Here is an 18803-nt window from a genome sequence, read left to right as displayed (position 1 = left end):
ATGAGCAAGGATTATTAAAATTGCCGAGTTTTCTTTGCCTTAAAAATAGAAAATTAATTTTAATATTTCAAAATCACATATCATCAATCAAAAATCAGCAATATCTATGCCTTATCTTTTTTAATAATAATAGCATTTGATTTCTTGTATCAAAAAATTATAAGATTGACTTAAATTTAATAAATATTAGATAAAATAACTCAAAACTACGTAGGAAATTTATGATTATTAGAAAAATGTATGATTATGAAAATGCTCATATAGTTAGATTTTGTAGCTCGAAAAGATGCAAGGAAAGTATCCACGGGCATAGTTATAAATGTGAAGTATTGCTAAGCTCAAACTACCTTGATAACGCTGAAATGGTTTATGATTTTGGACTTATGAAACAAGGCATCAAAACCATAATTGATAGTTTTGATCACAGTACTACGCTTTATGCAAAAGATGACATTGAGTATAAAAACGATATAAAAAGGCATTCGCGTCGCTGGATAGAACTACCTTTAAATCCAAGTGCTGAGCAGTTTAGTAGGGTATTTTTTGTTCTCATTGACAGACTTTTAGAGCTTACTAATATGATAAATGGAGAAAAGGGCGTAAAGCTTCATAGCATCATTGTGCATGAAACAGCGACTGGCTACGCGCAGTGTTTTAGAGAAGATGCTTATAATCCAAATATGGGTAAGATAAACTTAGAAGATATCATTTTTAGCGACGGTATCAAAGAAGAATGGGACAAACAAGACTTTTATGAAAATTTAAAAAATGGTATTAAATTTACCAATCCAAAGGAGTGTTAGTGAAAGTTTTATTGCTATTTTTAGCTCTATTTTTAGCAAGCTGTTCTAATGACGAAAAACAACCTATATCTATAGATATAAATCAAACTACGCCCCCACCTGATGTGCCTATCGCAAAAAGCGATGCAAACATCGCTATAGATAAAGATTTTCCGCCATCGCCAGTAGCGGAGTGAGTTATGAGTGAAGTTTATGAAATGAGTCTAAATTTACACCTACTTTTTATAAAGGTGCTTTTTGGGCTACTAATACTTCATATTATACTCGTTTTTGTAGGCGACACGGCTAAATTTGCTTATATAAAAAGGCTTATGTATTTTTTACCGACTTACTATCTTTTTATGGCTTTTGTGTTTTTTACCGGCATTTTAAATTTGGCTATTACGCATTTTAGTGTAGGAATTTCTGTTTGGGTTATGATATTTTGCCAGATTGCTTTGATCCCGCTTGGGGCTATAGGATTTAAAAGATTAAAAAGAGTCAAAGTCACTAAAGAATTTAATAAATTTAAAAAATTTATGCTAGTAAAAATAGTTTGCGAGATAGCTCTTGTAGTTTTTGCCACTTTGATCGGAGTTTTATTTTGAGATTTTTATACGATGAAAATGCCGGAAATGACTTCTTAGAGATAAAAGGCGATAATTTCAATCACCTAAAAGCTAGGCGTGTTAGCGTAGGTGAGCGTTTAGATATAAGAAATTTAAAAGACGGCTATAGCTATCTTTATGAAATAAAAGAATTTAGTAGAAAAGCGGTCTGTGAGCTAGTTTTTAAAAGTCTTGCTAAAAGTTACGAAAGCGACCTTACCTTAGCGTGGGCTGTAGTCCAGCCAAGCGTGATAGAAAAAACTTTGCCTAGCCTAAATGAAATAGGCGTTAGAAAAATACTTTTTGTTTATACTGATTTTTCACAAAAAAATATAAGGCTTGATTTTGATAGATTTGAGCGTATTTTGATAGGATCGTCTGAGCAATGCGGTAGAAATTCTATAATCAAATTTGAAATTTTTGCTAGTGTAAGTGAGCTTTTAAATGCTTATAAAAATGTGAGTTTGGTGGATTTTGGTGGAGTAAATTTAGATATGGCTTCTAAAAATGAGATACTTTTTGTAGGAAGTGAGGGTGGATTTAGCGATGCTGAACGAACTAAATTTACAAAAAGTTACGCTTTAAACTCGCCAAATATCCTTAGATCAAACACCGCTATCATAAGCGTAGCTGCTAAAATGCTTTTATAAAAGAGAATGATATGGCTATAGTTTTATTGCTTTTAGTTTGCATTATGCATGCGATCTTGTGCTTACTGCCTGGATTTATCATAGGATTTTTTTGGGATATAAATAGATACAAAAAGTGGCTATTTTTGTTTTTTGCGTTTCTTTTATCTTGTGGATTATTGATTAAGGAGCCGTATTTTGGAGTACAAAAGAGCTTTATATATTTCTTTGAAGATTTTTTTGGTTCTTACGTAGGTTTGGTGCTTCTTTATGGATTTAAAAATATGGCAAAACGAGCGGCTAGATTTTGTAAGATTTGTGATAAATTTAGGAGAAAACGTTGAAAACAGTTACTATTATAGATACATTTGGATTTTTCTTTAGGCTTTATTACGCGATGAGCGGACTAAAAAGTAGCGATGGTAAGCCAAGTGGTATGGTGCATGGTTTTGCAAATTTTATTTACAATCTCAAACAAGACTTCCCAAGCGATTATATAGTTTTTGCTCTTGATAGTGGCGGTAAAACATTTAGAAATGAGATAGATCCAAACTATAAAGCAAATCGCGTAAGTCCGCCTGAGGATCTTAAAGCTCAACTTCTAGTTTGCATAGAAATGATAGAACAAATGGGGCTTTGTAGCCTAAGAGTAGAAGGCTATGAGGCAGATGATATCATCGCAAGTTTTATCAAAAACAACAAAGGCAAAGATATTCAGTTTAGAGTCGTAACTCACGATAAAGATCTGTATCAGCTAATAGATGACCGGGTTAGCATTTTTTCTCCTGCAAAAAAAGAGCTTTATGACAGAGATGGTTGCTATGAAAAATATGGTGTTTATCCAGAGCAAGTTAGAGATTTCTTAGCGCTTTGTGGCGACAGCGCCGATAATATACCAGGCGTTAAAGGCATAGGTGAAAAAGGCGCTAAAAAGCTACTTGATGAATTTGAAAACATAGAGAATTTATATGATAATCTATCACAAGTCAGAAATGAACGCATTAAAAATATGCTATATGAGAGCAAAGATAGCGCCTTTGTGTCAAAGCGGTTGGCTACTTTATATGACGGGCTTGCTACGCCTAGTTTAGATGAGGCTGTATTTCCAAAAGAAAATCCACTCATGAAAGTTACACAGACCTTAAAAGACTACTCTTTAAATAGACTTTTGGCGTCATTAAAATCATCAAATGAAGTAAAAGAGATGAGTTTTGAACCTACGCTTTTAAATGACGAAAACGAGCTTGAGCGAATTTTGCAAAGCATAGATGAAGATACGCTAATAAGCTTTGATACTGAAACCACAAGTATAGATGCAAAAACTGCAAAAATAGTCGGATTTAGCTTTTGTTTTAACCTAGAAAAAAGCTATTATGTGCCTTTAAATCATAGTTATTTAGGTGTTCCAAAGCAAATTTCAATGAGTAGTGCAAAATGGGCTATAAGTCAAATTTACAAAGGTTTTGTAGTTGGGCAAAATTTAAAATATGATTTTAGAATCATCAAAAATAATTTTGGATTAAATCCGCCAAAACATTACGCAGACACGATGATACTAGCTTGGTTAAATGATCCGCAAAGTAGCGTAGGTATGGATAGTTTGGCAAAAAAACTTTATGATTACGATACTATTAAATTTGAAAGTATCGTAAAAAAAGGTGAAACATTTGCGAGTGTAAATTTAGAAGACGCACTAAAATACGCTAGTGAAGATGCATGGATAACTCTTAGATTTTACCGCACTTTTATGAATACTATGGATAAGAATTTAATAAAGATCGCAGATGAGATAGAGTTTAAATTTATCCGTGTTTTGCTTGATATGGAGAGTAATGGCATCGGTATAAATACATTTAAGCTTAGAAATTTGATAGCACAAAACGATGAGCGGCTAAGAGCTTTAACCTCTGAAATTTATGAGCTTTGCGGAGAAAAGTTTAATATCAACTCCACTAAACAGCTTGGCGTTATCTTGTTTGAACATCTAAATCTTCCTACTAAAAAGAAGACAAAGACGGGATATAGCACCGATGAAAGTGTGCTTTTAGAGCTTAGGCAAACTCACCCCGTCATAGAAAAATTACTAGTTTATAGGGAGCTTTATAAACTTCAAAGTACGTATTGCGAACCTCTTTTAAATTTAGCTATAAAAGATGAAGATCATAGAGTTTATACGAATTTTATACATACAGGAACAGCAACCGGAAGGCTTTCTAGTAAAAATCCGAATTTGCAAAATATACCTGCTAGAGGAAGCCTTGCTAAGGATATGAGATCTGTTTTTGAAGCTAAAAAGGGGTATAGTTTCATCTCTCTTGATTATTCACAGATAGAGCTTAGGTTGCTAGCACATTTTAGTGAAGATCCAGCTTTGCTTAATGCGTTTTTCAGCGGTGAGGATATCCACGCAAGAACGGCTATAAGTATATTTGGACAGAGTAATCCTAAAAATAGAGCCATAGCAAAATCGATAAATTTCGGTTTGATTTACGGAATGGGAGCAAATAAACTAAGTGGTGAGCTTGGGATCGATAAAAAAAGTGCAAAAGAGTATATCGAACTATATTTTAAAGCTTTTTCAACGATAAAAGATTTTTTAGAAAGCTTAAAAATATCAGCTAGAAACAATGGTTTTATCGAAACTTTACTAGGTAGAAAACGCCTGTTTGATTTTTCAAATGCATCGCCTATGCAATCTGCAATGTTCGAAAGAGAAGCAGTAAATACGAAGTTTCAAGGTAGCGCAGCTGATATCATAAAAATAGCGATGCTTAGAGTTCAAGATCTGCTTAATGATGATGCAAGACTGCTTTTGCAAATTCACGATGAGCTGATCTTTGAAGTGCGTGATGAAAAAGCAGAGCATTTTGCATCTGAAGTAAAAGAGCTTATGCAAAACGCCGTAAGTCTAAAAGTGCCTTTGATAGCGAACTGGGCTATAGCTAAAAACTGGGGTGATTTAAAGTAAATTTAAAACAATTATCTGTATTAAAGCTAAAATTAAGTTAATTTTTTGCTTATTTATGCGATAATTAGCTATTTTAACAATCGGGGATTTTATGGATTTATCAACTCTATTAGGTATGGTTCTAGCCATTACTAGTATATCTGTGGGCGATATATTAGAGGGTGGAAACCCACTTCATGTTATACATATAAGTTCGGTTTTGATCGTTATTCCGACGGCGATGTTTTCTGCTGTAACAGCTACAAATAAAAAGTATGTAAAGGCAGCATTTAAGGAGCTCAAAGTCGCATTTAAAGGCTCAGGCGTTGATATGTCAAAGCGTATATCAGAAATGGTAGAGTATAGTACTCTAGCTCGTAAGAATGGAATTCTCTCATTAGAGCAAAAAGCAGCTCAGATAGATGACGAGTTTTTAAAAGCCGGACTTAGTATGCTAGTTGATGGTCAGCCTATAGATGAGGTAAAAGAAAATCTTGAGCTTGCCATAGAAACAACCGAAGAGTATTATCATGAGTGCGGACACTTTTGGATAAAAACCGGCGAAAGTTGCCCTACATTTGGGCTAGTAGGAGCCGTTATGGGTCTGATGCTCGCCCTTCAACTACTAGATGATCCAGCAGCTATGGCAGCAGGTATCGCAGGAGCATTTACAGCAACCGTTACTGGAATTATGGGGTCTTACGCTTTTTTTGGGCCGTGGGGGCAAAAAATACTTGGAAATGCAAAAGATATAATAAAAGAAAAAACTATGATAATAGAAGCTTTAGTCGGTATAGCTGAGGGCGCAAATCCAAGAAGCTTGGAAGCTAAGCTATTTAACTTTTTAGATAAAAACGAACCTAGAGTTTCACAGTTTAATTAGGAAAACAAATGGCTAAAAAAAAGAAATGTCCTGAGTGTCCAGCTGGTGAAAAATGGGCTGTTCCGTATGCGGACTTTCTTTCACTTCTTCTTGCTCTTTTTATCGCGCTTTACGCGATATCAGCCGTAAATACCGCAAAAGTTGAAGCTCTAAAAACTGAAATTATAAAGATATTTGATTTTCCAGACACTAAGGCTGTAAAAGATAGTTCTAAAAACTCAAAAAATGAAAAACAGTTTGATGGTCCAGGTATCGCTATACAAAATAGCGACAATACAGCAGAGCAGCAAAATACAAATAACGAAAGATATAAAATTTCTTTAGATCAAGCAGAAAATCAAGTAGCTATAGATCTTCCTACAGGTGTTAAATTTGATGATAAAAGTGCTGAAATTTATAATCCTGATATGATAAATTTCATAAAGATAATCTCTATGATAATAAATAAAATGCCAGAGTCAGTATCTGTAGAGATTAGAGGATTTGCTAATGACTACGATAACAAACTAGATGATTATAAATTAGGGTCTGATAGAGCATATAATGTTTTAAAAATGCTTATAAGCAATGGTATAGATCCAAAAAGACTTAGATATTCATCATTTGGTGATAGTGTAAAAATAAAAAATTCAGATCTTAAACTAGCTAAAATTTATTTTAGAGTGGATATAAAAGATAAAAAAGTCCAAATGTCCGTGCTTGACATTATCAGTGAAATCAAATAAAAATAGTATATTAAGTCATATTTTAGTCAAATTTTGATAATCTTATAAACCAAATCTAAATTCAGGAGATATTTATGGCAGTAAAAATTACAGATATATGTATAAGTTGTGGATCTTGCATTGACGAGTGTCCAGTGAGCGCTATAGTTGATGATAGCGATAACCCAACAGGTGAGGATGCATACTATGTTTATGCAGATAAATGCGTAGAGTGCGTAGGTCACAATGATACTCCAGCTTGTGCTGATGCCTGTCCAACTGATGGTTGTATCGTTTGGAGCGAAGTAGTAACTGGTCAGCCAAGCAGAAGCGATATAGACGCGAGCTTACGAAATTCACAAACTCCAGTTATCGCATAAATAATAGAGCCACATTTAAGTGGCTTTATTATTTTTTTAAGTTAATATCTGATATAATCATCGTTCTGTAAAAAATTTCAACCATCATTAAAAGGAGATTTAATGGAACAAACTTTATCTATAATCAAACCTGATGCCGTAAAAAAGGGTGTTATCGGTAAAATAATCGATAGATTTGAAAGCAACGGATTAAGAATTGCGGCTGCAAAAAAAGTTCAACTTAGCACAGAAGATGCAAAAAAATTTTATGAAGTTCATGCTGCTAGACCATTTTATGGAGAATTAGTTGAGTTTATGACTAGCGGACCTGTTGTTGTTATGGTATTAGAAGGTGTTAATGCGGTTGCAAAAAATCGTGAGCTTATGGGAGCTACAAATCCAAAAGAGGCTGCTAAAGGCACTATAAGAGCAGACTTTGCAGAAAGCATAGATGCAAATGCAGTTCATGGAAGTGATAGCTTGGAAAATGCAGCTATAGAGATAGCGTTTTTCTTCGCAAAAAGAGAAATTTGCTAAATTTTAAGAATAAACATTGAAAATACCATTTGATAAAATAACTACTTCACTATATCCATTTGAAGTTATATATGAAGATATTAAATTTACTGGGAATTTTAGAAAAAATAACCCGCAAATGGTAGAGTGTAAAGCAAAGATTTTTGGCAGATTAAACCACTATTGTGATAGATGTGGCAAAGATCTGATTTTAAATTTAGATGAAGATATAATTGTAAATTTAAGTAACGGTATTTATAAAGATTTAGATAACGTACTTAGTGATACTATTGAATTTTATGATGGCGAGATTGACATCGATGAAATTTTTAAAGGTGAAATAGAAGCTTACAAAAGCGACTATTTTTACTGTGATGAATGTAAAATTTTAGAAGGAGAATAAAATGGCAGTACCTAAACGTAGAGTGAGTCATACACGTGCAGCAAAACGTAGAACTCATTATAAAGTAACTCTTCCTATGCCTGTAAAAGATAAAGACGGTAGTTGGAAGATGCCACATCGTATAAATAAAACAACCGGCGAATATTGATAAATACTATGATTAGTATAGCAATAGACGCTATGGGAGGGGATTTTGGTCCAGATCCTATCGTAAATGGCGTGATAGATGCTCTAAAAACAAAGGAGTTTCATGCTGTTTTAGTCGGTGATATCCAAAAGATCAAGCCCCTTATACCAGATAATTACAAAAAATTTATAACTTTTGTAGAATCAGCCGAAGTATTTTCTATGGAAGAAAGTGCTACTGATGCTTTAAAAAGAAAAGACAGTAGTATATTTAAAGCTATAGAATTAGTAAAAAATGGCGAATGTAAAGCAGTAGTTTCAGCCGGTCATAGCGGTGCTACTATGAGTTTAGCTACTCTAAGAATAGGTAGGCTAAAAAATGTTACAAGACCGGCGATAGCTACTCTTATGCCAACAAGCATAGGTAAAAAAACTCTCGTTTTAGATGTCGGAGCCAATGTAGATTGCAAAGCTGAACATCTATTTCAGTTTGCTGTCATGGGCGAAGCATACTCAAAACAAATTATGAAAATCCAAAATCCAAAAGTTGGACTGCTTAGCAACGGTGAAGAAGACTGTAAAGGCAACGAAGTAACAAAAGATGCGTTCTTGATGATGTCTAAGCTTGATAGTTTTGTTGGAAACGTTGAAGGGCATCAAATTTTTGATGGTAGCGTGGATGTGATAATATGTGATGGTTTTGTTGGTAATATCTTGCTTAAGACAAGTGAAGGCGTGGCTAGCGCCATCAAAAAAATTATTAAAGAAAATGTTAAAAAATCACCTTTTGCGATGCTAGGTGCAGTTTTGATGAAAGGTATATTTAAAAATTTAAAAACACAGATTGACTACGATGAGTATGGCGGAGCACCGCTTCTTGGTGTTAAAGAGTGTGTTATAATAAGCCATGGAAAAAGTAGTCCAAAGGCAGTTAAAAATGCTATTTTTCAAGCATTAAAATTTGCCGGGTCTGATATAAATAAGACTATTGAAGATGAATTATCACATTTTGCGAGATAAACTTTAGGTAATATATGAAAAAAGCATCGATGATTTCAGTAGGAGCCTATGTTCCGCCACATATTTTGACAAATGCAGACCTTGAAAAAATAGTTGAAACTAGCGACGATTGGATTGTAAAACGTACCGGTATAAAGACAAGACATATAGCAAAAGACGAGCTTACTAGCGATCTAGCTTACAAAGCCGCTTTGGTTGCTATAGATAGGGCAGATATCGATAAAAGCGATATAGATGCTATCATCTGTGCCACTATAACTCCTGATTATTTTTGTATGCCATCGACTGCTTGTAAAGTGGCAAACAAACTTGGATTGTATGATATAACGGCGTTTGATATAAGTGCTGCTTGTACTGGTTTTATCTATCTTTTAGAGCTTGCAAATTCGCTTGTAAAAAGTGGTGCTAAAAAAAATGTTCTTATAATAGGTGCTGAAAAATTAAGCACTATAATCGATTGGCAAGATAGAAGCACCTGCGTACTTTTTGGAGATGGAGCGGGAGCTGCTATAATCAGCGAAGCAAAAGATAATTATATTATAGATGTCCATACATCAAGTGATGGTTCTAAGGGCGATCTTCTTATAACTCCTGGTTGTGCTATAGCTCATCCAGCTAGTAAAGAGACTATCGAAAATAGACTAAATTATCTTCAGATGGCTGGAAATGAAGTTTTTAAAATAGCTGTTCAAACCTTGACTAAGGACGTTGAAGGTATTTTAGAAAAAAACTCGATAACCAGTGATAAAATAGATCTTTTTATCCCTCATCAAGCAAATTTTAGGATTATAGAAGCAGTAAAACAGAGATTAAATTTCACCGATGAGCAGTGTGTCGTGACAGTAGCAAACTACGGCAACACAAGCTCAGCTTCTATACCTATGGCTATGAATGACGCTTATGAGCAAGGTCGCCTAAAAAACGGAAGTTTGATACTTCTTGACGCCTTTGGCGGTGGATTTACCTGGGGTTCGGCACTTATAAAATTTGGCGGTAGATAGATTTATCGACTCAGATTTACATTACTGTGATATAATCTCTTCTTATTTATAAAGGATTTTCTTGGACTACGCTGGTAGAGAGATACTTATTATGGATTGTATAGATGTCTTACAAGATCTCAAAGATGATTATCTTAAATACGTCACAAATTTGGTAAAACAAGGTGATATATATGTAGATCATTATGATCTAGAAGAGACTTTTTCTCTGATATTTGACTCTTTATCTAGTCAAAAATTAGACAATGATTCGATTTTAAAAGACGTTTATAAACTTTTTAATGATGATAAAAATTATACTAAATATATCATTTTAAATTCTTTCTTTTTCTTGCTAAAACGTTTTAGTTTAGCCGTAAAAAATATGGCTAAAGCTATAGACTATATCATTTATCTACAAAATGCGATTGAAGCTTTTAGAAAATTATTTATACAAGCTAAAATCTTAGACGAAGACGAAAACGACAAAAAAAAGATTATAAATTTCAATGCAGATTCAAATTCAATGTTTTTTTCTAGCAGTATAGATCAGTTTAAACGTGTAAAAGCACTCAATGAGAGTATTGATTTTTTAAATTTATACAACGGCGTTCCTATAAAATGTAGCGGTAGGATAGTAGAAATAGACGAAAATAACGTTTTATGTGAAGTAAATTTGATGCAAATAGTGGCTATGAAAGAAGAAGGGAGTGCTTATATAGTCAAGAAAGACGGACTTTTACGAAATACAAAAGCCGATATCTTGAGTATAAATTTAAGTAATAACACTGTTTTGTTAGGCAATTTCGTACATATAGAAAATATGCTTGCCAACCAAAGAAGATACCCAAGAGTTCATCCAAATACCCTTACTCGCGTAACGCTTAAAAATAAAAATGGCACTACCATAAATGGAAAACTTTATGATATTTCCCAAGGCGGTATCGGTGTTGTTAGTTTGGAAAATGGTAAATTTAGTAGCGGAGATGATCTATTAGCGGAGTTTGAACTGACTATGCCAAAAGATGGCAAAAAGATAAAAGTTTGTCTTGAAGTCTGTCTTGTGATAGCGCTTAATTATCAAGGTTCTATGAGATATTGCTGTGAGATAATAAAAGAGCAAGCCGTAAAACAAGATATAATAGAGTTTGCAAAACAAAGGGAAATTGAGACGTTAGAAGAGCTAAATAATAAAGTAAAGCTTTATGCGTAGCAAAAATAAAAAAGGATAAAAATGAATGAAAATATAATCGCTTATCTGCTCGCTTATCTGATAGGTGCAATTCCGTTTGGCCTAATTTTTGGTATGATCTATGGTAAGACAAATATAGCAAAAGAAGGTAGCCGCAGTATCGGAGCGACAAATGTTTTAAGAGTTCTTAAAGAAAAAGATCCGAAATTAGCAAAAAAAGTAGCGCTATCCACGGTAATATTCGATGCTCTAAAAGGCATTGTTCCGATTTTAGTAGCTAAATTTGCTTTTGATCTTAGTGAGCAGACTTTATGGACTATGGGCGTTCTTAGCGTGGTGGGGCATTGCTTTTCACCATATCTTAAATTTGAAGGTGGGAAAGGCATAGCAACAGGCGCTGGAGTGCTTGCATATTTTTTACCTATTGAGATCATTTGTGCTTTTGTGGTTTGGTTTTTGGTCGCAAAGGTCTTGAAAATATCAAGTTTGGCTTCTTTATTTGCCCTGCTTGCTCTAGTGATAACTTCATTTATTTTTGATTATGATATGCCTGTTATCAATACTCATGCTCCTGTGTTTATCATAGCGTTTATCGTATTTTATAAGCACATACCAAACATCAAGAGGCTGATTTTAGGCGATGAAAAGAGAGTGATTTGACGACTATTTTTATTGAGGAACTTAAATTTAAAACCATAATTGGGCTTTTGGATTTTGAGCGGATAACGCCACAATATATCGTCGTTGATGCTAAATTTAGAGCTAAAGAATTTGTTGATTATGCTTTGGTTTGTGAGTATTTAGTTGCTGAGTTTAACGAGATGAAATTTGAAACTGTTGAAAAAGCATTGAAACATTTTAGAAAAAAATTTAAAAAAATATTTCCTACTTTAAGATATTTTTATATGAAAATTTCAAAAATAGATATTATACCAAATGCTAGAGTTGGGGCTCAGATAGAGAAGTATTATTAAATTTACTTTAAAATAACTTGAAATATTACTTAATTTATGGTAGAATCACGACTAAAATTTGTATTTTAAGGAAAACATAATGAGAATTTTGATAGTAGAAGACGAAGTTACGCTAAATAAAACAATAGCGGAGGGTTTGCAGGAATTTGGTTACCAAACAGATAGCTCAGAAAGTTTCAAAGATGCTGAGTATTATATAGGTATTAGAAATTATGATCTAGTTTTAAGCGACTGGATGTTGCCTGATGGAGATGGCGTAGATCTTATCAATGTTATAAAACAAAAAAGCCCGCGTACATCTGCTGTCATAATCTCAGCAAAAGACGATAAAGAAAGCGAAATAAAGGCTTTAAGAGCTGGTGCTGATGATTATATCAAAAAACCGTTTGATTTTGATGTTTTAGTAGCTCGTCTTGAAGCTAGACTTCGCTTTGGCGGCACAAATGTTATTAAAATAGATGAGCTAACCATAGATCCAGATGAAGAAAAGATCACATATCTAGGTCAAGAGATAGAGCTAAAAGGAAAGCCTTTTGAAGTTTTAACTCATCTTGCACGTCATAGCGATCAAATAGTAAGCAAAGAACAGCTTTTAGATGCTATTTGGGAAGAACCTGAGCTAGTTACTCCAAACGTTATAGAAGTTGCTATCAATCAAATTCGTCAAAAAATGGATAAACCGTTAAATATCTCTACTATAGAAACAGTAAGACGTCGCGGATATAGATTTTGCTTTCCCAAAAAAGCTTAAGGGCTAAATTCGCATTACAATTAGCATCTGCTGGAGCGATGCTGATTGTAATTTTTTCGGTGATGTTATATCATTATATCAAGATCACTATATTTGAAAACATAGTAGGAAGCTTAACTTTACAAGCTAAAAATATACTTTTATCAAACGAATTGCAGATCGGAAATATAGAATTTTATTATCCAAATATCAAAGATTTGACCCTTATAAAAATAGAAGAAAACTCAGAAAAACTTTCACGTCCTAAATTTATCCAAACTCAAAGAGAAGAGAGTACTTTTTTAACGCTATATTATCCATTTAAAGATTCTATGCTTTTGGTAATAGAAAAAGATACTACAGAATACAGCAATATAGTAAATCAAATTTTGGTTGATATTTTGATAATAAACGCGACTGCTATATTTTTAGTGCTATTTTACGCTCTATTTTTATCTAGGATGTTGCTACTTCCTATAAAGCTTTTGAGTTTAAAACTTAGTAAATTAAATGAGAGATTTTTAGAAGAATTTAGTGTAGATGAGCTTCCAGATGAGTTTAAGCCTCTTGGTGATAGTATCAATCGTCTGATCGGACGGATACTTACGTTTGTTAAATATCAAAAAGAACTTTTTGTCGGCGCCGCTCACGAGCTAAAAACCCCTCTTGCTGTTATGAAAACTAAAAATGAAGTTACGCTCATAAAACAAAGAGAGGCTCAAAAATATATAGAAGCTCTAAAAAATAATAACGAATCTATAGACCAAATGAATAAAATGATCACTTCTATCTTAGAAATAGGTCGTCAAGAAGGAGCTCAGTTTGAAAAGCCTGTATATATCGATATTATAGCTTATTTAAATGAGATAGGAAATAACTTTTTGATACTAGCTAGAGGCGATAATAAAGATATAAAACTAAATTTAAAACCGCAATCTTTAAAGATATTAGTTCAGCAGACGCTTTTTTTACACGTGATACAAAATTTCGTGCAAAATGCGATCAAATTTTCTCCAGTTGAATCTACGATCGAGATTAGATCAAAGCTAGTAGGAAAAGAGTTTAGCGTCTATGTTATCGATAGTGGTATGGGAATAGATGAGAGCAAGGATCTGTTTGCGCCATTTAAGAGATATGGCGATAAAGGTGGCACGGGGCTTGGGCTTTTCTTAGCAAAAGGTGCTGCTCAGGCTATGGGTGGCACGGTTAGTATAAAAAACAAAGAAGACTTAAGCGGAGCGATAGCGACTTTAACCATACCAGTAAATTTAAAAAAGCGTTAAATTATGCCAAATTCAAATATTTTAAAGTGAAAATATAGTATAAACCTGCTTTAAAACAATTACTTTGAAAGGTTAAAAATGTCTTTAATGATAACAAAAGATTGTATAAGTTGCGATGCGTGTCGCGAAGAGTGTCCAGATGAGGCTATTTACGAAGATGAGCCTACATATATGATAGATCCAGATAGATGCAGTGAGTGCATTAGCGATTATGCCGAACCGGCTTGTATTGTGGTTTGTCCAGTTGATTGTATCATTCCAGATCCAGACAACATCGAAACTCCAGAAGAGCTTAAATTTAAACATGAACAGTATTTAGAAGGGAATTAATGCCTAAACGTGTAGCAGTCATCGATCTTGGTTCAAATTCGGCTAGAATGGCTATTTTTGAACGTACGAGTAGGCTAGGATTTTATATATTGCGTGAGTATAAGATCAAAGTAAGATTAGGAGAGGGCGCGTATGAAAACGGCGGAGTTTTACAAGACGCAGCTATGGATAAGGTATTTTATGCTTTTAAAGAATTTAGCTATTTTATAAAACTTTATAAAGTTAATAAGGTTTTATGTGCAGGTACTTCGGCTCTTAGAGATGCACCAAATTCAAATATCTTTATAAATAGGATCAAAAAAGAGCTTGGGCTTGGACTAAAAGTGATAGATGGCAACAAAGAAGCTTACTACGGCGGGATCGCCACACTAAATTTACTCTCTCCGCTTGATGAGGCTACTACTATAGATATAGGTGGCGGATCTACTGAGTTAGCTAAGATAAAAAACGGCAAGATAGAAAATACCATATCTTTAAATATAGGAACAGTAAGGATAAAAGAGCTATTTTTTGATAAGAAAAATACAGCAGGTGCTTCTAAATTTATAGATGAAGTCTTGCAGAACTTACCAAAAGAGTTTGCTAGTAACAATATAGTGGCTATAGGTGGAAGTCTTAGGGCTATATCAAATGCTATTATGCAGATACAAAAACATCCATTAAAGCTTGTTCATAACTTTTCTTACCCTTACGCTGAACATTCTGCATTTATAGAAAAATTAGCAAATTCAAATATCTTTGATATGAAGGATTTTCCTATAAAAAAAGATAGATATGATACCATTAGAGAAGGCGCGACAATCTTTGCAAAACTTAGTAAAAAACTAGGGGCTAAAACCATATACACAAGTGGTGCTGGAGTTAGAGAAGGTATATTTCTTACAAATATACTAAGACCTGGTATCAAATTTCCAAAAAATTTTAATCCAAGCCTTAGAAGTTTGCAAGATAGATTTTCTAAAAGAGGCAATGAAAATACATATAGATATGCAAAAAGGTTGTTTGATATCTTAAAACCTATCCATAAAGTCGATGATAGATATCTTCCTGATCTGCTTTGTGCGACTAAACTTTATAATATAGGTAGGTCTATCGGATTTTATTCAGAACATACACATAGTAGTTATTTGGTTAAAAATGGACTTAATTATGGTTATACTCACGAGCAAAAAGCCTTGATAGCCTTTATCATAGAGTATCAAAATAAGCAAGTTACAGATCTTGGTGAGTTTGCAAATTTACTTCCTAATGTGAGCGATGTCTGGTGGCTAAGCTTTTTGCTAGGACTAGCAAAATCTCTAAGTGTATCTGATGAAGTTAGGCTTGAGTTTATAAATCATACGTTGCATATAAAGGGTATAAAAAACTTTTTGATGGCAAAAGATAATATCAAAAAACTATTTAAACCCGCTATTTTTGCTATAACTTTTGACTAGCTAAAGACCTTCTAATACGATATAATAAAGGCTATCTATGTCATTATCGCTAATATGCGTACATTTTTTTGAAGAAAATAGTTTTGCGATATCTTGATGCAAGAATTTGGTTTTATTAAGACAACTGATATGAGATGGTAGAAAACCTCTAGCCAAAGATAGCTCTCCTTTTATTTTTTGATTACATAAAAAACAGCAGATATCTTTATGCAGTCTTCCTTCAAAATCCAAAATTTGTAGATATGCCTCTATAATCACTCGTTTTGGATTTTGTTTTTCAAATTTATACGCGCATATATCTAATAAATTATAGTAGAAATCGCCAGGTTCTTCTACGCCCTTTAAATGCTCATAAAGCAATCTCATAAAATGTTGCCAAACCAGCAGTCTTTCTCTTTGAAAAAGCCATTTAAATCCTAAATGCATAGTATTTCTAAGGTGGGGTAAAAATACTCCTCCGCCTTCAAGCTCAAAATCAAGCTTAAAGCCTTGAGTGATAATAGAGTGTCTTGCGCCATAAAATCTATATGATTTTACTAGTTTATTTTCGGTAAGTATAAAGACTAAGCAGTCCTCATCACGCACCTTTTGTACGCGCAATATATAGCCTTGCATCTAAAAAAATGCTTTTATGGCTTGGAGCATTTCATCTTTGTTTGTTATTGAGTTTATATCATTTCTAAAAGAACTTGCACCATTTATACCTTTTGAATATTCGTGTAGGTGTTTTCTAAAGATCGCTACTCCTTGATCCTTATAATGTTTTATCATCTGATCAAAATGCTCTATAATAATGTCTTTTTTGAGCTTAGGATCTATACTTTTTTTATTTTTTATCTCATAAAAGATCCACGGCTGACCGATTACTGCTCTTCCTATCATCACTGCATCGCAGCTAGTTTGTTTAAAAACCTCTTCTATGTTCTTACTATTTATATCGCCATTTGCAATGACCGGTATATTTACGCTTTGTTTTACTTTAGCGATCGCATCATAATCGACTTTTGCGCTGTATCCACCAGCTCTTGTACGTCCATGAACGCAGATATAATCACATCCGGCGTTTTGTAGATCTCGCGCTATTAAATGCGCCGTTTTTTGGTTAAATCCAAGACGAATTTTAACCGAAGTGTATCTTTTTTTGGAAGTTTTTTTGATGGTTTCTAAAATGCCACATAGTAAATTTATATCGTTTAAAAGGGCAGAACCGGCATTTTGTTTGACTACTTTAGGAACTGGACATCCACAGTTTAGATCTATACCATCTATACCATCTATATCATTTAATATCAAAACGGCTTGTTCTATAATGCGCTTGTCGCTTCCTGCTATTTGAACTATATATGGCGTTTCTGCCGTATTTTTTTCTATCATAGCAAGGGTTTTGCTTGACTCATAAACCAAAGCGTTAGAGCTTATCATTTCACTTGTCGTAACATCACAACCAAATTTTTTGACCACGCCCCTAAGTGCTATATCAGAAAATCCTGCCAAAGGGGCTAAAAACAGAGGCTTTGAGCTAAAGTCTATCATTTATAGAAAATATCTGCAGATACCATTTTTCCATTATCTCTTAAAAACATAAGAGTTTTTAATTTGTCAAAATCATCGTTTTGAGAGCTTGCCAAAGCTTCTCTTAGCTCTTCTATCATTTGAAAATCATAAAGCAGATATAAGTAAGCTTCACTAGCATTTAAATGCTCATTTCTAAGTTTGTCAAATATACCAATTAGCTTATCTGGAGCCACTTTTGTTTTTAAATTTATAGCCATTTTGATATATTCTTCGCACTCAAATTGATTTTTATTGATGATATTAAACAGATCAGAAGTTGCTATCTCAAAGTTTTTATCTTCAACATATCTATTTATGAGTTTTATGATATCTTCATTAGAATATTTTAGATTAAATTTAGATATTTCTAGGTAAGTTCCATACTCTATCAAGGCGTTATATGCTTCTTTGTATAGACTTTCATTTATATCGCCTTTTGTGGATAATATACTCAAGGCGTACTTATAGTCGGCTTTTATCTTATTTTTTTCATTTTGTATAAATAGCGGATTTGTTTTTAAAAGTTTAACTTTTTTAATTTCACAAACTTCACCATTTTTGATCTTTTGCGAAGTCTCATAAGCTAACTTTAGATCATCGTTATTAAATTTAGGTTCGCCTAAATTTAGCCACGGAGATAGTGCTTTAGTAGCCTCGCTAGGATTTAAAAAAAGATCTGTTTTAAACTCTTTATTTGACTCAAGCCCTAAAAAAACCTCTTTTGCAAGTATGTTGTAGAGTTGAAGATCGCTTCTTACTGCTCTAGCATCTAAAAAGTTTTTAAACCCGTAGTAACTCATATGCAAGATGCTAAGCAACGCAAATAGCCCTATTGGTAAGATGACCCATGATGCGATAGGCAAGTCTATACTGTATTCAAATACGCTTATCGTAAATCGTCCATTAAAAAATGTAAAAACTAGCACCCAAACCAAGGCAACATACAAAATAGAATACAGTATATACCTTCTTGCTTTCATCTTAAATCCTTATTTTTATTATTTTTTTCCATCAGTTCTCTACAGCTTATACAATGGCGTGCGTGAGGATTTACTTTTAGACGTTCTATGTCTATTTCATCTTCGCACATTTCACAAATTCCATAAGTTTTGTTTGCTATCTTTGTTAAAGCTACGCCTATTTCGTTTAACTCTTGTTTTTGTTTTGAAGAGATAGACTGTTCTAAAATGGAGTCTGCACTTATATTTGCAAAATCAAACTCATCACTTGCTCCACTATCTCTTAATCCATTTATTTCACCCTCTGCATCTAAGATATTTTTTTTGATTTGTAATTTTCTCTCTTCAAGAAGTTTTTTAAAATACTCTAAATCACTATTTGTCATCG

Annotated in this window: 25 protein-coding genes; 21 read left to right on the top strand and 4 right to left on the bottom strand. The window is 33.5% G+C overall.

All coding sequences use genetic code 11. The annotated features are described in order from the left end of the window. Positions 1 to 221 precede the first annotated feature (221 nt). The 21 genes from CHLWT_RS07800 (at position 222) to CHLWT_RS07700 (ending at position 15902) form a co-directional block, all read left to right on the top strand. Positions 222 to 803 (top strand): 6-pyruvoyl trahydropterin synthase family protein, encoded by a 582-nt coding sequence (locus tag CHLWT_RS07800; RefSeq protein ID WP_063997669.1) that lies wholly within the window; start codon positions 222 to 224, stop codon positions 801 to 803. Next, positions 803 to 979 carry a hypothetical protein gene (locus tag CHLWT_RS07795; RefSeq protein WP_244948771.1) on the top strand — a complete coding sequence of 59 codons (177 nt, stop codon included), beginning with the start codon at positions 803 to 805 and terminating at the stop codon, positions 977 to 979. Before CHLWT_RS07800 ends, CHLWT_RS07795 begins: the two co-directional genes overlap by 1 nt. Before the next feature lie 3 nt (positions 980 to 982). Continuing rightward, positions 983 to 1390 carry a hypothetical protein gene (locus tag CHLWT_RS07790; protein ID WP_111968907.1) on the top strand — a complete coding sequence of 136 codons (408 nt, stop codon included), beginning with the start codon at positions 983 to 985 and terminating at the stop codon, positions 1388 to 1390. After that, a complete protein-coding gene (locus CHLWT_RS07785; RefSeq protein WP_112000828.1) occupies positions 1387 to 2040 on the top strand; it encodes a 16S rRNA (uracil(1498)-N(3))-methyltransferase in 654 nt (217 codons plus the stop codon). The genes CHLWT_RS07790 and CHLWT_RS07785 overlap by 4 nt, the downstream gene beginning before the upstream one ends. Before the next feature lie 11 nt (positions 2041 to 2051). After that, positions 2052 to 2363: a hypothetical protein gene (locus CHLWT_RS07780; protein ID WP_112000829.1), complete on the top strand. Its 312-nt coding sequence runs from the start codon at positions 2052 to 2054 to the stop codon at positions 2361 to 2363. Then, complete coding sequence (gene polA / locus CHLWT_RS07775) at positions 2360 to 4987, top strand: DNA polymerase I (protein ID WP_151062147.1); 2628 nt, start codon at positions 2360 to 2362, stop codon at positions 4985 to 4987. The genes CHLWT_RS07780 and polA overlap by 4 nt, the downstream gene beginning before the upstream one ends. A gap of 91 nt (positions 4988 to 5078) precedes the next feature. Continuing rightward, positions 5079 to 5849 carry a flagellar motor stator protein MotA gene (gene motA / locus CHLWT_RS07770; protein ID WP_111948015.1) on the top strand — a complete coding sequence of 257 codons (771 nt, stop codon included), beginning with the start codon at positions 5079 to 5081 and terminating at the stop codon, positions 5847 to 5849. A gap of 8 nt (positions 5850 to 5857) precedes the next feature. Next, on the top strand, positions 5858 to 6574 hold the full coding sequence (gene motB / locus CHLWT_RS07765; RefSeq protein ID WP_063997675.1) for a flagellar motor protein MotB: 717 nt from the start codon (positions 5858 to 5860) through the stop codon (positions 6572 to 6574). Between the two features lie 74 nt (positions 6575 to 6648). Beyond that, positions 6649 to 6933 (top strand): DUF362 domain-containing protein, encoded by a 285-nt coding sequence (locus tag CHLWT_RS07760; RefSeq protein ID WP_063997676.1) that lies wholly within the window; start codon positions 6649 to 6651, stop codon positions 6931 to 6933. Positions 6934 to 7035: 102 nt separating this feature from the next. Further along, on the top strand, positions 7036 to 7449 hold the full coding sequence (ndk, locus tag CHLWT_RS07755; protein WP_063997677.1) for a nucleoside-diphosphate kinase: 414 nt from the start codon (positions 7036 to 7038) through the stop codon (positions 7447 to 7449). A gap of 16 nt (positions 7450 to 7465) precedes the next feature. Beyond that, on the top strand, positions 7466 to 7831 hold the full coding sequence (locus tag CHLWT_RS07750) for a hypothetical protein (RefSeq protein WP_063997678.1): 366 nt from the start codon (positions 7466 to 7468) through the stop codon (positions 7829 to 7831). A 1-nt stretch (position 7832) separates the two neighbouring features. Beyond that, the gene (gene rpmF, locus CHLWT_RS07745; protein ID WP_002848290.1) at positions 7833 to 7979 is read left to right on the top strand and encodes a 50S ribosomal protein L32; all 147 of its coding nucleotides are present in this window, start codon (positions 7833 to 7835) and stop codon (positions 7977 to 7979) included. Between the two features lie 8 nt (positions 7980 to 7987). Further along, on the top strand, positions 7988 to 8977 hold the full coding sequence (gene plsX / locus CHLWT_RS07740; RefSeq protein WP_111971172.1) for a phosphate acyltransferase PlsX: 990 nt from the start codon (positions 7988 to 7990) through the stop codon (positions 8975 to 8977). A 14-nt stretch (positions 8978 to 8991) separates the two neighbouring features. Beyond that, positions 8992 to 9978: a beta-ketoacyl-ACP synthase III gene (locus tag CHLWT_RS07735; protein WP_112000249.1), complete on the top strand. Its 987-nt coding sequence runs from the start codon at positions 8992 to 8994 to the stop codon at positions 9976 to 9978. Between the two features lie 61 nt (positions 9979 to 10039). Further along, positions 10040 to 11170 (top strand): PilZ domain-containing protein, encoded by a 1131-nt coding sequence (locus CHLWT_RS07730; protein ID WP_111948017.1) that lies wholly within the window; start codon positions 10040 to 10042, stop codon positions 11168 to 11170. A gap of 21 nt (positions 11171 to 11191) precedes the next feature. After that, the gene (gene plsY, locus CHLWT_RS07725) at positions 11192 to 11809 is read left to right on the top strand and encodes a glycerol-3-phosphate 1-O-acyltransferase PlsY (RefSeq protein WP_112000248.1); all 618 of its coding nucleotides are present in this window, start codon (positions 11192 to 11194) and stop codon (positions 11807 to 11809) included. Further along, complete coding sequence (locus tag CHLWT_RS07720) at positions 11806 to 12123, top strand: dihydroneopterin aldolase (protein ID WP_112000247.1); 318 nt, start codon at positions 11806 to 11808, stop codon at positions 12121 to 12123. The genes plsY and CHLWT_RS07720 overlap by 4 nt, the downstream gene beginning before the upstream one ends. Before the next feature lie 79 nt (positions 12124 to 12202). Next, entirely contained in the window at positions 12203 to 12874 is a 672-nt protein-coding gene (gene hsrA / locus CHLWT_RS07715; RefSeq protein WP_034962532.1) for a homeostatic response regulator transcription factor HsrA, read from the top strand. Between the two features lie 38 nt (positions 12875 to 12912). Beyond that, positions 12913 to 14136 carry a sensor histidine kinase gene (locus tag CHLWT_RS07710; protein WP_176320885.1) on the top strand — a complete coding sequence of 408 codons (1224 nt, stop codon included), beginning with the start codon at positions 12913 to 12915 and terminating at the stop codon, positions 14134 to 14136. 78 nt (positions 14137 to 14214) lie between these two features. After that, positions 14215 to 14466 carry a YfhL family 4Fe-4S dicluster ferredoxin gene (locus tag CHLWT_RS07705; RefSeq protein ID WP_034962533.1) on the top strand — a complete coding sequence of 84 codons (252 nt, stop codon included), beginning with the start codon at positions 14215 to 14217 and terminating at the stop codon, positions 14464 to 14466. Then, entirely contained in the window at positions 14466 to 15902 is a 1437-nt protein-coding gene (locus tag CHLWT_RS07700) for a Ppx/GppA phosphatase family protein (RefSeq protein WP_063997683.1), read from the top strand. The genes CHLWT_RS07705 and CHLWT_RS07700 overlap by 1 nt, the downstream gene beginning before the upstream one ends. Here the strand turns inward: CHLWT_RS07700 and recO are convergent, their stop codons facing one another. From recO to dksA, 4 genes are read right to left on the bottom strand one after another with little or no spacing between them, the layout of a single operon-like run. Then, positions 15903 to 16517, bottom strand: coding sequence for a recombination protein RecO (gene recO, locus CHLWT_RS07695; protein ID WP_111948020.1), 615 nt, complete (start codon positions 16515 to 16517; stop codon positions 15903 to 15905). It abuts the gene before it with no gap. Further along, positions 16518 to 17435: a tRNA dihydrouridine synthase gene (locus tag CHLWT_RS07690; protein WP_111948021.1), complete on the bottom strand. Its 918-nt coding sequence runs from the start codon at positions 17433 to 17435 to the stop codon at positions 16518 to 16520. Beyond that, positions 17432 to 18436, bottom strand: coding sequence for a hypothetical protein (locus tag CHLWT_RS07685; RefSeq protein WP_112000246.1), 1005 nt, complete (start codon positions 18434 to 18436; stop codon positions 17432 to 17434). The genes CHLWT_RS07690 and CHLWT_RS07685 overlap by 4 nt, the downstream gene beginning before the upstream one ends. Continuing rightward, positions 18433 to 18801: an RNA polymerase-binding protein DksA gene (gene dksA / locus CHLWT_RS07680; RefSeq protein ID WP_063997687.1), complete on the bottom strand. Its 369-nt coding sequence runs from the start codon at positions 18799 to 18801 to the stop codon at positions 18433 to 18435. The genes CHLWT_RS07685 and dksA overlap by 4 nt, the downstream gene beginning before the upstream one ends. Positions 18802 to 18803: the final 2 nt, after the last annotated feature.

The sequence above is a fragment of the Campylobacter hyointestinalis subsp. lawsonii genome, assembly GCF_013372165.1.
GTDB classification, from domain to species: Bacteria; Campylobacterota; Campylobacteria; order Campylobacterales; family Campylobacteraceae; genus Campylobacter; species Campylobacter lawsonii.
The sequence above is the reverse complement of the archived record's forward strand: the minus strand, read 5'-3'. Positions and strand labels throughout refer to the sequence as shown.

Bases quoted from the DNA above. Each gene is read 5' to 3' on its own strand.
- CHLWT_RS07800 (WP_063997669.1), top strand. From the start codon at position 222: ATGATTATTAGAAAAATGTATGATTATGAAAATGCTCATATAGTTAGA.
- CHLWT_RS07790 (WP_111968907.1), top strand. From the start codon at position 983: ATGAGTGAAGTTTATGAAATGAGTCTAAATTTACACCTACTTTTTATA.
- CHLWT_RS07780 (WP_112000829.1), top strand. From the start codon at position 2,052: ATGGCTATAGTTTTATTGCTTTTAGTTTGCATTATGCATGCGATCTTG.
- motA (WP_111948015.1), top strand. From the start codon at position 5,079: ATGGATTTATCAACTCTATTAGGTATGGTTCTAGCCATTACTAGTATA.
- motB (WP_063997675.1), top strand. From the start codon at position 5,858: ATGGCTAAAAAAAAGAAATGTCCTGAGTGTCCAGCTGGTGAAAAATGG.
- CHLWT_RS07760 (WP_063997676.1), top strand. From the start codon at position 6,649: ATGGCAGTAAAAATTACAGATATATGTATAAGTTGTGGATCTTGCATT.
- ndk (WP_063997677.1), top strand. From the start codon at position 7,036: ATGGAACAAACTTTATCTATAATCAAACCTGATGCCGTAAAAAAGGGT.
- rpmF (WP_002848290.1), top strand. From the start codon at position 7,833: ATGGCAGTACCTAAACGTAGAGTGAGTCATACACGTGCAGCAAAACGT.
- plsX (WP_111971172.1), top strand. From the start codon at position 7,988: ATGATTAGTATAGCAATAGACGCTATGGGAGGGGATTTTGGTCCAGAT.
- CHLWT_RS07735 (WP_112000249.1), top strand. From the start codon at position 8,992: ATGAAAAAAGCATCGATGATTTCAGTAGGAGCCTATGTTCCGCCACAT.
- plsY (WP_112000248.1), top strand. From the start codon at position 11,192: ATGAATGAAAATATAATCGCTTATCTGCTCGCTTATCTGATAGGTGCA.
- hsrA (WP_034962532.1), top strand. From the start codon at position 12,203: ATGAGAATTTTGATAGTAGAAGACGAAGTTACGCTAAATAAAACAATA.
- CHLWT_RS07710 (WP_176320885.1), top strand. From the start codon at position 12,913: ATGCTGATTGTAATTTTTTCGGTGATGTTATATCATTATATCAAGATC.
- CHLWT_RS07705 (WP_034962533.1), top strand. From the start codon at position 14,215: ATGTCTTTAATGATAACAAAAGATTGTATAAGTTGCGATGCGTGTCGC.
- CHLWT_RS07700 (WP_063997683.1), top strand. From the start codon at position 14,466: ATGCCTAAACGTGTAGCAGTCATCGATCTTGGTTCAAATTCGGCTAGA.
- recO (WP_111948020.1), bottom strand. From the start codon at position 16,517: ATGCAAGGCTATATATTGCGCGTACAAAAGGTGCGTGATGAGGACTGC.
- CHLWT_RS07690 (WP_111948021.1), bottom strand. From the start codon at position 17,435: ATGATAGACTTTAGCTCAAAGCCTCTGTTTTTAGCCCCTTTGGCAGGA.
- CHLWT_RS07685 (WP_112000246.1), bottom strand. From the start codon at position 18,436: ATGAAAGCAAGAAGGTATATACTGTATTCTATTTTGTATGTTGCCTTG.
- dksA (WP_063997687.1), bottom strand. From the start codon at position 18,801: ATGACAAATAGTGATTTAGAGTATTTTAAAAAACTTCTTGAAGAGAGA.